The 14,012-nt window shown below is 55.1% G+C and carries 12 protein-coding genes; 5 read left to right on the top strand and 7 right to left on the bottom strand.

Annotation, left to right across the window (positions count from 1 at the left end; genetic code table 11):
• Positions 1-604 precede the first annotated feature (604 nt).
• Positions 605-1,915: a ParB/Srx family N-terminal domain-containing protein gene (locus tag KOE80_RS17775; RefSeq protein WP_226349628.1), complete on the bottom strand. Its 1,311-nt coding sequence runs from the start codon at positions 1,913-1,915 to the stop codon at positions 605-607.
• A gap of 241 nt (positions 1,916-2,156) precedes the next feature.
• Here KOE80_RS17775 and KOE80_RS17770 point away from each other — a divergent pair, with 241 nt between their 5' ends.
• Positions 2,157-2,441 (top strand): hypothetical protein, encoded by a 285-nt coding sequence (locus tag KOE80_RS17770; RefSeq protein ID WP_045931401.1) that lies wholly within the window; start codon positions 2,157-2,159, stop codon positions 2,439-2,441.
• Between the two features lie 70 nt (positions 2,442-2,511).
• Here KOE80_RS17770 and KOE80_RS17765 read toward each other — a convergent pair whose 3' ends face one another.
• From KOE80_RS17765 to KOE80_RS17740, 6 genes are all read right to left on the bottom strand, one after another.
• Positions 2,512-2,988 (bottom strand): copper uptake system-associated protein, encoded by a 477-nt coding sequence (locus KOE80_RS17765; RefSeq protein WP_226349627.1) that lies wholly within the window; start codon positions 2,986-2,988, stop codon positions 2,512-2,514.
• 171 nt (positions 2,989-3,159) lie between these two features.
• Positions 3,160-5,307, bottom strand: a complete 2,148-nt coding sequence (locus KOE80_RS17760; protein ID WP_226349626.1) for a TonB-dependent receptor family protein — start codon at positions 5,305-5,307, stop codon at positions 3,160-3,162.
• Positions 5,308-5,369: 62 nt separating this feature from the next.
• Positions 5,370-5,798: a DUF2946 family protein gene (locus KOE80_RS17755; RefSeq protein WP_226349625.1), complete on the bottom strand. Its 429-nt coding sequence runs from the start codon at positions 5,796-5,798 to the stop codon at positions 5,370-5,372.
• 64 nt (positions 5,799-5,862) lie between these two features.
• Positions 5,863-7,200 carry a D-serine ammonia-lyase gene (locus tag KOE80_RS17750; RefSeq protein ID WP_226349624.1) on the bottom strand — a complete coding sequence of 446 codons (1,338 nt, stop codon included), beginning with the start codon at positions 7,198-7,200 and terminating at the stop codon, positions 5,863-5,865.
• 338 nt (positions 7,201-7,538) lie between these two features.
• The gene (locus KOE80_RS17745; RefSeq protein ID WP_226349623.1) at positions 7,539-8,453 is read right to left on the bottom strand and encodes a c-type cytochrome; all 915 of its coding nucleotides are present in this window, start codon (positions 8,451-8,453) and stop codon (positions 7,539-7,541) included.
• Positions 8,446-9,804 carry a cytochrome c gene (locus KOE80_RS17740; RefSeq protein WP_226349622.1) on the bottom strand — a complete coding sequence of 453 codons (1,359 nt, stop codon included), beginning with the start codon at positions 9,802-9,804 and terminating at the stop codon, positions 8,446-8,448. Before KOE80_RS17740 ends, KOE80_RS17745 begins: the two co-directional genes overlap by 8 nt.
• 456 nt (positions 9,805-10,260) lie before the next feature.
• On the opposite strand from KOE80_RS17740, the gene KOE80_RS17735 reads away from it, so the two are divergent.
• From KOE80_RS17735 to KOE80_RS17720, 4 genes are all read left to right on the top strand, one after another.
• Entirely contained in the window at positions 10,261-11,391 is a 1,131-nt protein-coding gene (locus KOE80_RS17735) for an NAD(P)/FAD-dependent oxidoreductase (protein ID WP_226349621.1), read from the top strand.
• A gap of 68 nt (positions 11,392-11,459) precedes the next feature.
• Entirely contained in the window at positions 11,460-12,500 is a 1,041-nt protein-coding gene (locus tag KOE80_RS17730) for a hypothetical protein (protein ID WP_226349620.1), read from the top strand.
• Complete coding sequence (locus KOE80_RS17725; protein ID WP_086069523.1) at positions 12,490-13,104, top strand: helix-turn-helix domain-containing protein; 615 nt, start codon at positions 12,490-12,492, stop codon at positions 13,102-13,104. The genes KOE80_RS17730 and KOE80_RS17725 overlap by 11 nt, the downstream gene beginning before the upstream one ends.
• A gap of 212 nt (positions 13,105-13,316) precedes the next feature.
• Positions 13,317-13,811, top strand: coding sequence for a hypothetical protein (locus KOE80_RS17720; protein ID WP_226349619.1), 495 nt, complete (start codon positions 13,317-13,319; stop codon positions 13,809-13,811).
• The last annotated feature ends 201 nt before the right edge of the window (positions 13,812-14,012 follow it).

Here is a 14,012-nt window from a genome sequence, read left to right as displayed (position 1 = left end):
AAATGGATTGATCGTTTTGTGCCGGAGGAGGGGGGCGAGGTTTCTTGTCGCCTATGGCCTCATCGTTGGCAGGTAAGATTTGATCGTCTTCGCGGATTCGTTCAATTTCGACAGGACGTTTGTCGCGTGGATCCGGGGTAGTGGGTTCGGCTGGGTCAGTGGCCGAGAGAAGGGGGAAGCGAAGTAAGTTAACTTTTCTTCCAATGGACCGGAGAGGGTGTGTCATAGGCACTCCTGCCATGACTGACGGGGTGCATCTCAGAGAGCCTGAGCAACAACGCCAGTAGCGCCTTCACGGTGTGATCGAGAAGGTCTACGTTCATACTAGGCTGATCCTAAAAATACCCACCACCTTAATTTGTAAATCATTGTGTTTTAAGGAAAAGATGAGTTCGTGCGCTTCGATTTAAATCTGCCTGAAATGCGGGCAATGCTCATCCCGCGCCTTCATTCGGCCTTTGCTCTGGGGGGAGATGATGTACGCGCTAGGAAGCAGGGCAGGTCTGCCCGGCCTTGCCTAGTGTGATGAGTGAACGCAAAAAAGCCCGCTCCAGGGCGGAGTTCAGATGCGGGCTTTTGTTTGGCTGAACTCTACGGGGCTTAATTACCAACCCCAGCAAGTCCCCGCCGCAGGCTTGCCGCAATTGCGGTAGTTCACTGCAAACCACAGTTTTCCCGCACCACGCGGGCTGCCATCGGATTTAACGTCATCGCGTGGCAGTTCTTCCAAGGTGTCACGCGCTGTTTTAGTGACGGAGTCACTAGCAGCGTCGGCCTCAAGAATGATGCGGCCTAAAGCTGCCGCATTACGGTCTTCAAAGACCAGATCCGTGTCTTTCAGCGCCGTCATTTTCAGGGAAGCATCACGCACGGCAGCGGCGTAGCTGTCGTCCGAACCACCGGGCTTCAAGGCCTTGTTCAAAGTGCTGACAGCCAGAATCTGGGTAGGTGTGGCGGGTGGAGCCATCAGGTAGTCGTCCAGTTTGGTCAAGTGGCCCTCTGAAGCTTGGCGGCGCAGCCAGTCGCCCCATAGAAACTCCGCGTATTCAGGCAGGTTGCCGTTTTTATAGGCAACGTCGCGGATGAAGTACACCAGGGAGCGATAGCGGTCTTCCTGCATGCCACCGGCTTCTTTTTCGCTGGCCAGGCCAACACGAGTGGGCAGTTGTTCGACAGTAATAGCCTGGTTTTCACCATCACGCAGCCAGACCAGTTTTTCTTTGCTCATGCGCTCCCAGAAGGCAGACGCTTCGCGGATATCGCTGTAGTTGGCGCTGACTTTGACCCAGACGGGCAGTTTGGGGCCGCCGTCCGGGATCTCGCGCAAGGAGGAGAAGGTGTGGTGGCCATCGGTCAGGTACAGATTGCCGTCCCAGCCTACGACCACGGTTTTCAGGTTTTCTGTTTGCGAACCCAAAGGGTCTTTACACAGATAGGTGGTGGGCTGGTCCAGGCGGGCAGCTTGAACTTCGGCGATGGTCAGAAATTTCTGGGCACGCTCGGTACCGCCCATATCCTCGCAGTAGTCGTCAAACTTCTTGCCGATGGTGCGATTCAAATAGTCTAGGTGCTGCTTGGGGTTGTTAGCCCAGGTAGGGCGATTCAGATCGCCTTGCCAGCGGCCGAGCTTGTAGTAGACCTGATCGTAGCCAATGGCAGCCTGGGTGGGATGCAGTTCTTCGATGCGGACTTTGATGACATCGCCTGCTTTGCTGTCCAGATAGGCGGTGTTGCGAGGAGGTTCCGGCTCTTCAGTGACGGGTGGCGTCACGACGGGGGCTTCGGGGGAGTGGCTGCCGCCTGTGCTGGAGCCGCTGTCGCAGGCTGCCAAGGCCAAGGGCAGCAGGGCGATACCCAGGGCACGCAGAAGCTGTTGCCAGGCGGGGACAAGAGAGTGCAAAGAAGCGAGGTTCATGGTCCGTTGGGGATTTTGTTGGAAGATCCTAGATCATGAGGGATGGGTATTGCCGGAACATTGCATTCAGAAACATTCATCGCTTGTGATGGAGAGGGGGCTGCTTGTCACGGCTGGGGCGAAATTGTGACCAGCTCGCTCAGTCCCCTCTCAGGCGGACTGAATCCCGTAAACTGTCCACGCTTGAATTAAATTGATAAATCACTTCCAGGCTGTGGGAGCTGGTTTTAAAAGGTTATTAATGTCGCTCTACAAAAAAGCCTGGCTGTTTACCCTGTTCAATATCTTGCTCCTGGTCGCCTTGTATTTTGGGCTGCCGGTGTTCGACCGTGTGTTGGGGACATTGGGGTTTTTGGTGTTTGGCTTTTACATTCTGGGTCAGGGCCTGGTGGCCATGACGGTTTTTACTTGCCCAAAGTGCGGCCTGTCGCCGTTCATGGGTAGCCAAAGCCTGTTCACCAGCTATTCGCCGTTTCCGCGCAAGAAGTGTGGTCAATGCGGACATGACCACACTCAGACTGAGTAGGGCAAGCTGCGATCAGGCGCGGTGATCGCTTGTTGACTCAGTCATTGCACAGCGGGTTTTCTTTCCTGGATTAGTCCGGGTGATGGTTGTGATCCACCACCATATTGTCTCCAAAGGTGGAGAATTTGGCGGTGACCTCGGCAGGCAGTTTGGCTTCAGCCTCGCTGGTGTTCTTGACCAGGCGTTCTGCCGCTTCAGTGCTCATGCCTGCCATGCTTAGCGTCTCTACATCGTTCAAGCCATCGCCGCCGCACATATGAACATTCCATTCCCCATGGCGACGCTTTAATAACGCGCGACCACCACGCGTCAGTTGTGTCCAACCGGCCAGGGCGTAATCACCTTCGATCACGACAGGTTCCACCACGAGAGGCGCTTCGGGGCTGTCCCAAATCGCCTTCATGGCTTGGGAGATGCGATCAGCCTCTGAAGGTGCCGCGCGAGCCACGCCGGTGATCATGGCGAGCAAGATGAGCAAAGCCACGGCGAAGAAAAGACCATGGCGTGCCACCTTGAAGGTCTGGTGATGTTGTGAAGCTGTTTTCATGAAAACTCCTTGTTTCTCAAGCTAATAAAGGACAGGGTGGGGCTTTCGCCCCGAGCAGAGTGCTCATCTGACTGCTTGGCAGCCTGGGGGCCGCGATCCGGCATGCCAGGATCAACAGCTGTGATGTGACGTGCATGGCAAACCCCTTGAAAAGATGCAATAAAAACGGGATCAATACTGGATCTGCACACCGGCAAAGACCGATCGCCCTGTACCCGGCTCGAACAAGGGTGAGGAGGCGGTGGCGTAGTCCGTAATGCTGGCACTGGCGATGTATCGACGATCCGTCAGGTTGCGGCCGTCTATATAGAAGGAGTAGGGGCCGCGCTCCCAGCCAGCTCGCAAGCCCAGCAGGGCATAGGAACTGGTTTTGGTGGTGTTGGCGTTGTCTACGTAATAGGCCTGGGGCACCCATTCCACATTGGGGCCAATGTGAAAGCCTGAAGGGTGTTTGTAGATAATCTCTGCACGCAAATAGTGCTTGGGCACACCGGGCATTTGATTGTTGTTCCAGTCCTGATCGTTGTCGAACTTGAAGTTGCTGTAGGTGTAGGCGCCTTTGATGTCCAGGCTGTCACTTTGCAGACCTTGCACCAACAAGCCACGGGCGGCTGTCCATTGCACACCCAGCTCTATGCCCTGGTGAGTGGTGCGATCCGCGTTAACGGTCTTGTCGCAAATGTTCCAGGGCGCGCTGATGCATTGCAGCTCATTTTTGACGCGCGCATGGTACAGCGAGACATCCCAGGCCACGTCCCCGCTTTCTCCTCGGGTGCCAATTTCGAAGGTGGTGGCGCGTTGAGCTTGCAGGCGATCCAGATCATTGCTGGTCGAGAACGTCATGTCGTCAAACGTAGGCGGCTCGGCGCTGCGGGAAATATTGCCGTAGATTTGCCACTGCGAACCAGCATCCCACAACAGCCCTAATTTGGGATTGAAGAAGTGGTAGCTCTTGTCCCCGGAGCGGGTGGTGGGCAGGCCGCCGTTGTACAGATCCTGGCGTTTGCGTTGAGCATGCAAGTATTGCAGGCCGGTGATCAGGGACAAGTCCGAGCCTAGACTCCAGGCGTTTTCGGCATAGGCGCTCAGGTTGTTGGAGCTGTCTTTGCTGGCAGATAGTTTTTCCAGTCGGTTACCTCCCACGTTTACCGAGTTTTGGGCATCAATCTTGCCGGCCGACCAGGTCAGGCCCAGCGTGAGGCGATTGTCTCTACCCGCAAGCGGGCTGGTGTTGACCAACCTGCCGTAAGCGCCGTAGCTGCTCGTGTCCCTATCAACGAATTGATAAATAGGGTGTCGTAACGAACTTTGCTCAAACCAGCCACCCAGCTCGTACTGCGTCTCTCCCATGATCAGCACTGTACGGTTGGCAATGCGGCCGCCGTCCAGGTTGAGCTGCCAGTCGTGCTCCTTGTTTTCCTTGGCGGCTTGCCGTGGATTGTTCAAAGCCTGATCGCGGCTGACCGAGCCGGGAATATCCTGGTGAATCTGATAACCGCTCACGTAAAAACGGGTTTCTGCCCGGTCTGACAAACGCCAACCCAGGTTTGCATTTGCACGCAGGGAGTGCCCCGCACTTTGTTCTCTATAACCATCCTGGGTTTGCCAAGAGCCGGAAACTACACCATCCAGTTTTCCGCCAGCAAAGCCGCTGCTCAGTTGCACGCGTCGCCAGCCAAAACTACCTGCATCCAGACGTCCTTGAAAGGCGTCGGCATCATGGCCGGTAGGGGTGACGAAGTTGATGGCTCCGCCCAAGGTGGCGGCACCGTATTGCAAGGCATTGGCACCTTTATAGACCTCGGTATAGCGGTAGGCCGTAGGGTCGATACGATGAAAATTGCTGCTGCCGTCGGGGTCGTTCAGTGGAATGCCATCCTGGTAGAGACTGATGCCGCGCAGATGGTAATAACGTGACAGGCCCGAGCCACGTATGGACAGGCGTGCATCATCACCCCATTTGGGCTGCGCAAACACCCCTGGTGTGTAGTCCAGCATGTCTTTGACGGTGGCGGCTTTGGTATCACGCCAGGCGCTCTCGGGCACCAGAGCGACGCCGCCCGCGGTGTGTTCAATATTTTTTTGAGCAGTTTGCAGGTCCGGGACAGTCAAACTTTTGCCACGCTCTGGAGTGACGATGACGGGGGCCAGCGTTAGCGTCTGTGCATGGGCAAGGCTGGCCCAGGCGCTGGAGAACAGCAAGGCCAGAGTCAGGACGCTGAGTCGTGTACGCAGTGATCCTTGGGCCAATGGGACAGAGGACAGAAAGGGGGCGGCCTGCACGGCGCATGCCTGTGCAGAAACAGAAAAGATGGACATAAAAAAACCTTGAATGACTTCGCTGAAAAGCGACTGCACAGACGGCAGTCGACGACGAGAGATCAAACAAGGTGGGCAGGGGGAGCGCGTGACCCTAGCGGCGGCCCCAAGGCGGGTAGGGGCGGCAAGCTTTGATTACGGTGTGCCAAGAGCAAAGGCTGGTGAGCCACCGGAGCATCCAGGCTTGCCATATCGGCGCTGGGTAAGGCCACCTGGGACAGAACCAGTGCGTAAGGGCACTTCTGTATATCCGCATGCTCATTGGATTGCGGCGGGTCTGCCTGTCCCGTCAGGCTCATCCAGATCGTGCTGGGCGTTCCACCGGGCGCACACAGCGTGACAGAAAAGAAGCCGTCCTGCTCGCCCGAGCGATCCGGCATGTATCCCGCCGGAACCAGCGAACGGCACAGAAATGACAGGATCGCCAGGCAAAAAAGAATTTGCCTGGCTACGCCATTCTTTGCGAGAGAGCAATGCCGTTGGACAGACATGGCGCGATTGTATTCCAACTGCTTCTCAATTGGATTTGATTTACCTAATGTCCGGACTCAGAGATTACAGATTACGCCCCTTATCCAGATAGGCTTGAAACTCCACCTCGGGCACCATGCTGCCGCCGGTTCCCCAGACCAGATGGGTAGCGTTCTCCAGCTGAGCCTGTGTAAAGCCCATGCGCTGCAAATACTCTGGCGAGTTCAATACCCTTGCCATACCGGGTACACCGGCCAGGGCGGAGGGCTCCAGTTTGACCTGGTCTTTTTCGTGGGCAATGACCATCAAGCGGTACAGTTCTTCGTCCGTGACGGTGTAATAGCCGTCGATCAGACGCTGCATGGCCTTGCCCACAAACCCTGAAGGGCGTCCTACGGCCAGGCCATCGGCGGCGGTGACATTATCAATGCCGAAATCCTGCACGCTGATCTTGTCATGCAAGCCGGTATACACGCCCAGCAGCATGCATGGGGAGTGCGTCGGCTCGGCAAAGAGACAATGCACGGCATCGCCAAAAATCAGTTTCAGGCCAAAGGCCACACCACCAGGACCACCGCCTACGCCGCAGGGCAGATAGACGAACAAGGGGTGGGCTGTATTCACCACAATGCCCGCTTGCTGAAATTGCGCGGCCAATCGTTCGGCCGCCACGGCATAGCCCAGGAAAAGATCCGGGGAGTTTTCATCATCGACAAAGTAGCAACGCGGGTCTTGGGAGGCTTGTTCGCGGCCTTGCTCAACCGCCACGCTGTAGTCGGATTGATGTTCGACAACATTTACGCCGTTGGCTCGCAATTTGTCTTTTTTCCATTGGCGGGCATCGGCAGACATATGGACGCTGACTTTAAAGCCCAGCTTGGCACTCATGATGCCGATTGATAGTCCCAGATTGCCGGTGGAGCCGACGGCGATGGAGTATTGGCTGAAGAAAGTACGGGCCTGTTCGCTATCCAGCTGGCTGTAGTCGTCTGTCAGCGTGATCAGGCCTGCTTCCAGTGCCAGATCCTCTGCATGTTTCAGGACTTCATGGATGCCGCCACGGGCTTTGATGGAACCGGAAATGGGAAGTTCGCTATCCGCCTTCAGCCACAAGGCACCCACATGCTCCAGTGCGTTGTCTTGAATCAGCGTTTGGCGTAGTTGATCCAAGGGTTTGAGAGGGGACTCGATGATGCCATTGCTGGCTGCTGTATCGGGAAAGACGGCTTTCAGATATGGGGCAAAGCGCTGCAGATGGGCACTGGCTGCCTGCACATCTTGCGCGTTCAGTCCTACATCCGCCAAGGCCTGGGCGGTGGGGGCGATGGCCGGATTGAACCAGGTGCTTTCTTTCAGGGCGATCAGATCGCGGATGAGAGGGTGGCTGTCTTGCCAGGCCGCCAGGGTTTTTCCATGGATCATGTGTTCACCTGATGAGTGACTGGGTTTCAAGGGTAAAGATGCTACACGATTGTGCTTAATGAGAGGGGCAGCAACGATGTTTAACGGGACTGACGATAGGGAATCAGGATGGAACGGAGCAGATGGCGATGGCTAAGGAGAAAGCGGCTGATCAGGTTTGGCCGTATTGACTAAGTAGTAGAAACCGTCTGCGATTGAGCGTCGGTGTGCGGCGAGTCAATAAAAAACTGCCCTCATCAAGAGGGCAGTGTTAATTGCTTCAAGAGCGTCTTTCTTGGGGCTTAACCCCCCAAAAAACACTATAGAAAAGCCTTTCGCAAATCAGGAAATGCGGGTTTTTAATATCGGGCATCCTTGGGTTTTTTACCATTCGGCCAGTCGTTCACTTTGCCCGCAAAATCAGGCCGTGGCATATGCGTAAAGTACTCGGCAATGTCCACGGCGTCCTGATCGTTCAACACACCGCCTTGGCCCCAGGCCCCGTGAGAAGCCACGCTCATGGGCATGTTGTACTTGATGAATACCGCGGCCTTGAAAGTACGTGCCATACCCGCGCCTATATTGAAGGACTCATCTCCCCACAATGGTGGGAACACGATATTGCCGCGCTCATCTTTCAGGCCCTGGCCTTCCGCCCCGTGACAGCTGGCACATTGGACCGCATAAAGCGCTTTACCACGCTCGGGATTGGGGATCAGATCATGATCCAGTGGGCCGTCAATAGGCACCTGGACTTTTTGACCGGCTTGAACCCCTTGCGCCAACCACTTCATATAAGCCAGCATGCCTTGCATTTCGGGCGAATCCACCGGGATGGCCTTGCCGTTCATGGAACGCATGAAACAGCCGTTGATGCGGCCCGCCAGGTCCACCATCTTGCCCGAGCGGGGCATGACTTTGGGGTAACTGACAAAGCTGTTGATGTAGTGCGCGCCACGCGGGGCCTTGCCCTGGTCAATATGACAGCTATTGCAGTTCATGGCAGCGCCCACATTGTCGGGCAGCAGACGGCGCGTTTCGTTCAGGAGGCGTTTGCCGTACAAAATGGCTTCGGCATCCGGGTCTTTCTCGATCAGCAGATCCGAAGGAATGGTGTACTGGCCCACGACCTCTTTGCTTTCCACATTAATAATGGGATAGGTGGCGGGAGTCGGGCCTGTCAGGGCGGGGCTGGCCGCAAAGGCATACCAGCTTGCCGCTGCGACACCGGCAATGGCCACAGCCAGAACGGACAGGGTTTTGGCTTTACTCATGGCTGGCTCCTTGAGGCTGGATATTGGGCGATTTATTGACTACAAACTGGCGGATGTGGGCAACGTCGGCCGCCTGCACGGTGGGGGCCTGGTTGGTCCAGCTGGTGCGAATGTAGTTAACAAGATCGGCAATGTCCTGGTCGCCCAAATGGCGGAAGGCAGGCATGGTGAAGGTCATTTTGTCGACGCTGTTTTCAGGCATGCGTCCACCTTCCAGAGTCACTTGAATGACCGATTGCGGGTTGTTGGCAAAAACAGCCGAGTTGCCAGCCAGTGCCGGGAAAATGCGGGGTACGCCTTTTCCGTCGGCACGGTGACAGGTCACACAGTGGGCGGCATACAACCAGGCGCCGGGCGAGGTGTATTGGCCATCCAGCTGTTTCTGTGTGGTGCTGTCAGCTTGATGCGGGATCTCGGGATTGCGGCCTTTGACTGGCGGCAGGGATTTCAGATACTGCACCATGGCCTTTTGGTCCTGAGGGCTCATGTACTGGGTGCTGTGTTCGACCACGTCCGTCATGGCACCAAAAGCAGCCACTTTATCGGTACGGCCGGTAGCAAAGAAATCCAGCAGTTCTTCTTCAGACCAACTGGCCAGACCACGACCTTCGCCGCGCAGGCTCTTGGCACGCCAACCGTCAATCACGGCACCGGACAGGTAGTCGTCGCCGTCTTTCAGGTTCAGCGCCAGTTCCTGATACGCCAAGCCGCGCGGCGTGTGACAGGCGCCACAGTGGCCGGGACCTTGTACCAGATAAGCACCCCGGTTTTTCAGATCATCCAGACTTTCGTCAGCCACAAACGACTGATCCGTGGGCGCAAACATCCATTGCCAGAAAGCAATGGTCCAGCGCATCTGGAAGAGCTTGGGCAAGGTGGGCTCGGCATTTTGTTGCTTGACCGCCGGGACGCCATTCATGAAGTAGGCGTACAAGGCATTCATGTCCTCCTCGCTCATGACCGAGTAGGACGGGTAGGGCATGGCGGGGTAGAGCGCAGCGCCATCCTTGCGTACCCCATGCTGGACGGCGGTTTTGAACTCGTCCAGGGTGTAGTTGCCTATGCCCGTTTCCTTGTCAGGCGTGATATTGGTGGAGTAGATCGCTCCTAGCGGCGTTTGCATGGCCAGGCCGCCTGCATACTTTTGACCACCAGGAACGGTATGACAGGCCACGCAGTCGCCAGTGCGGGAGACGTAGGCTCCCTGTTTGATCAGGGCGTCATCATCCAGCTTGATGGTGTGTGCCGAGGAGGAGACGATGCTGCGTTGCGACAAAATAAGCTGAGAACCGCCATAGGCGGCTCCCAGCCCCACTAGTACAAGGATCAGGGTCTTGGACAAGACGTTCATAGACATTACCCATAATTATTAAATCAATGCGTCAAATAACTTCACGTCACACTCAGGACGGATGGTATAGAGAGACAAAAAGGGGAGAAACCCCTGTTCAGATCAAAATTGATCTAACTCAACGGTTATATATATAAGCTCATAACGGGGTTGCGATTGTAAGCTCAAAGTGCCAGTTATATGGCGGCTGAATAGCAGACTGAGAACTAAAAAGAATGAGAGGTTTGAACGGACACTGTGGCGATCAATTGTCAGCTGTCCGGGTTCTTCTGCTTTTCCGAAGCGACAACACCGGTATCAAGCCGAAGTGCCTGTTTTTAAATCGAAATGGCTTCGGAACTGGCGTCATACAAAGCTTGCAAGGCAGCTAGAAGTGTCCGCCTAGTAAAAACCCTCTTGGATGTTTTTTCTGGAAAGACCTACTATTAGCCCTCAATTATCGGATATGAGAATTTTATGGTGTATGACTACGTAATCGTTGGGGCAGGGATGGCTGGCGTGTCTTTGGCCTACCGTTTGCCCGAAAGTGCCCAAGTGCTGGTTCTGGAAAGAGAGTCCCATGCTGCGTATCACTCCACGGGACGCTCGGCCGCGATGTTTGTTGAAACTTACGGTACTGAAACGATCCGAGCCTTGACGGTGGCAGGCAACGATTTTTTCAGCCATCCGCCTGCGGGCTTTAGCGATCAGCCGATTTTGCTGCCACGCGGTGTGCTCTATGTGGGGACCGCCGAGCAACAGGGTTTGCTGGACAGCCAGTATCAGGATTGGCATGAGCAAGGCTTGGATGTCAGCCGCTTGAGTGCCGAAGAAGCCTTGGCCATGGTGCCATGTCTGGACCCGGCGCAATTGGCCGGTGCCTTGTATGACGGCCAGGGTCAGGACATGGATGTCCATGCCTTGCATCAGGGTTTTTTGAAAGGCGCACAAGCCAAGGGTGTGAAGCTGCGTCTGGACACGGAAGTGCTGTCGGCCAAGTGGGATGGCGAATGCTGGGAAGTGCTACTCAACTCCGAACCCACGCCCTTGCGCACTCGCGTTCTGGTCAATGCGGCGGGTGCCTGGGCTGACACTTTGGCCGAGCGCTGTGGCGTGCAGGCGTTGGGCATTCAACCCAAGCGCCGTTCTGCATTCCTGTTTTCGCCGCCTGAAGGTGTGGACCATCGTGAATGGCCTGCCGTCATTGATATTGGCGAAGAATTCTACTTCAAGCCTGATGCGGGCATGTTGCTGGGTTCGCCAGCCAATGCCGACGACGTGGATGCCCATGATGTGGTGGCCGAAGAGCTGGACGTGGCCACCGGCATTTACCGGATTGAAGAACGCACCCAACTTCGCATTCGCCGTCCTAGCCACACTTGGGCGGGGCTGCGCAGCTTTGCTCCCGATGGTGAGCTGGTGATTGGTCAGGACGCGCAATGTCCGGGCTTTTTCTGGCTGGCGGGCCAAGGTGGCTACGGGATTCAAACTGCGGCCGGCGCTTCCTTGCTGGCGGCCAGTTTGTTGCAAAAGCAGGATCTGCCCGAGTCCTTGAAGGCCTTGAAGATTGATCCGGCTGTGGTGTCACCCGCTCGTTTCAGAACATAAAAACAGCAGTACTTTGATCTCCCGGAGGAGAAAGCAAGTCGAATATAAAAAATATCCTGGGCATTGCGATGGCCTTTGTCGGTGTGGTGGTAGGGGCCGGCTTTGCATCAGGACAAGAGATATTGCAGTTTTTCAGCAGCTTTGGGTATTGGGGGCTGCTGGGAGGGGTGGTCAGTGGTCTGTGTTTCACCATACTGGGCATGGCCGTGGGGGAGCTTAGCCAGGTTTCAGTATCGCATTCGTTCAAAGAGGGTTTGTATCTGATTTGCGGGCCGCGACTGGGTGTGGTGGTCGACATCATGATTACCTTCTTCATGTATGCCATTGCCGTGGTGATGTTTGCCGGTGGCGGCTCGCTGATGGAGCAACAGTGGGGCGTACCGGCGCAGTACGGCAGTATTGCCGTCATGCTGATTACCGTGCTGATTGTGTTCTTGCGCGTGGACCGGGTGATGGCCTTTATTGGCAGTGTCACACCCTTTCTGGTTCTGATGATGATCTTCCTGTGTATTTACAGCTGGAATACCCGGGATCTGCCCTTGGAAGAACTGGATGTGATTGCGCATACCAAACCCCAGGGGGCAGGACATTGGCTAGTGGGCTCTTTGCTGTACGTGTCCTACAACATGGTGGTGGGGGCGCCGTTCCTGATGATTGCGGGGGCGCAGGCCACATCACGTCGCAATGCCTTGTTGGGTGGTTTGGTGGGTGGTTTGCTGCTGGGCTTCTTGATTGTGCTGATCAGCGCCGGCGTGTTTGGCCGTATCGACACCATTGGCTCGGCTGCCTTGCCCATGCTGATGCTGGCAACCGAGCAATCCAAGCTGCTGGGCACCATCATGTCCGTGGTGATCTTTGCCATGATTCTGACCACCTCGGTGGGCGTGCTGTATTCCTTTTCGGCCCGGATTTTTACGCCCAATACTCGTAAATTCAATATTGGTACGGCGATTGCCGGGGTGCTGGGGTTGGTGGGGGCCAAGATCGGTTTCATTAATCTGGTCGGCACGGTCTACCCGTTTTTCGGTTACCTGGGCTTTGTTTTGATGGCCTGGATTCTGATTGCCTGGTTCCGTTTACGCCGCTTACAATCCAGGAATGCTACGTAATGAACTGCTCAGCAAGGAACAGGTAGGAACCCGCCTGCGCCAAGCCCGACATAATCAAAAACAGACACTCAAGCAGGTGTCTGAAAAAACCGGCTTGGCGCTTTCTACCATTTCCAAAGCAGAACTGGGGCAGGTCACCTTAAGCTATGAAAAGTTTGTGGTTCTGGCCCGCGCCCTGAATATTGAGGTGGGGTCCTTGTTTGCCGTGCCGGATGAGGAAACCGCGCAGCCTTTGCCCACGACTGAAGTGGGCATTTCCAGCCACAAATCCACCGCTACCCCTGGCTATGCCACTCGTAACTACGAATATGGCTTGTTGTTTGGCGAGCTGAGCGGCAAGCACATGAACCCGATTCTGGCTGTCATCGATTCACGCGATGCCAGCGAGTTTGACGACTATATCCGTCACGCCGGGCAGGAGTTTGTGATTGTGCTGTCCGGCTCTATTGCCATCCAGTTTGAAACCGGCGAAACCCTGTTTCTGGACGCCCACGAGTCGGCATATTTTGATAGCGGCATCGGGCACATCTATCTGTCCACCAGCGAAGACGACGCCAAGGTAGTCGCGGTCTGTACCAGCGGTTTACCGCCGGGGATTGTTTAAATTTTGTCGTGCTAGTGCCAACCCCGGTTTTACTAAAATCAAGATTTTTTAGTTAATAAGCCAGCTTATTGTTTGCTTGTCTATTTTTTATTTTTTCCTGGTTTTTTGCTGGGATTATTTGCTGCTTTCTTTTTGTATCTGTTATTTGATTTATTTTTTTAATTTCTCGTTACAATCCCTCTTTTATAAGCAAGGAAAATAAAGGAAGAGGAATGAGGGTTATTGTTTTCGTGGCAGCCTTGCTGCTCACAGGTTGCGCATCGATTACGTCGGAATCCATGCAGCTAGTACGAGTGGATGCAGTGGATGAAACAGGAGAGAAGGTCACGGATGCCCGTTGTACGTTGACTAACGACAAGGGCGAGTTTGTTACCGAGGCAGGTAAACATGCCAGAGTGGGTAAATCCAGTAAAAACTTGAATGTGACCTGCACGGCGACTGATAGAACTGACGAAGCCACTGGTACCTTAATTTCGCGCGCGGGTGCCGGTATGTTTGGCAATATTATTTTTGGTGGTGGGATTGGTGCCATCATCGATCATAATCGCGGCACGGCGTATAACTATCCGGATTGGGTAGAGCTGGTATTTGGCAAAATCCTGACCTATGACCGTATGAAAAATAAAGAGGGTGTTCCCATGAAGGAAGGGGATCAAGTGATTGAGCCAAATAAAACGAACGAGACGGTAGCTGCCGCGACACCTTGATTTAAGTTTGAGAAAAAGCCCCTTTTAGAAGGGGCTCAGACTGCTGATAAACCCCTGGTTTTGCGCCCTGGGGTTTATTTTTTTGTTCTCCCGCCCAGGCGATGAGGTGTCGCTCACGATTCTACGGTTTTCGGTCGATCAGGCCTCAGATCACACCATCAGGCCGTTTGCGGGCCGGGGGCAAGCTCGCAGGCGCGTGAA

This window comes from Alcaligenes sp. 13f (genome assembly GCF_020496585.1).
Taxonomy (GTDB): Bacteria; Pseudomonadota; Gammaproteobacteria; order Burkholderiales; family Burkholderiaceae_B; genus Alcaligenes; species Alcaligenes phenolicus.
This window is presented reverse-complemented; position numbering and strand designations above follow the sequence as displayed.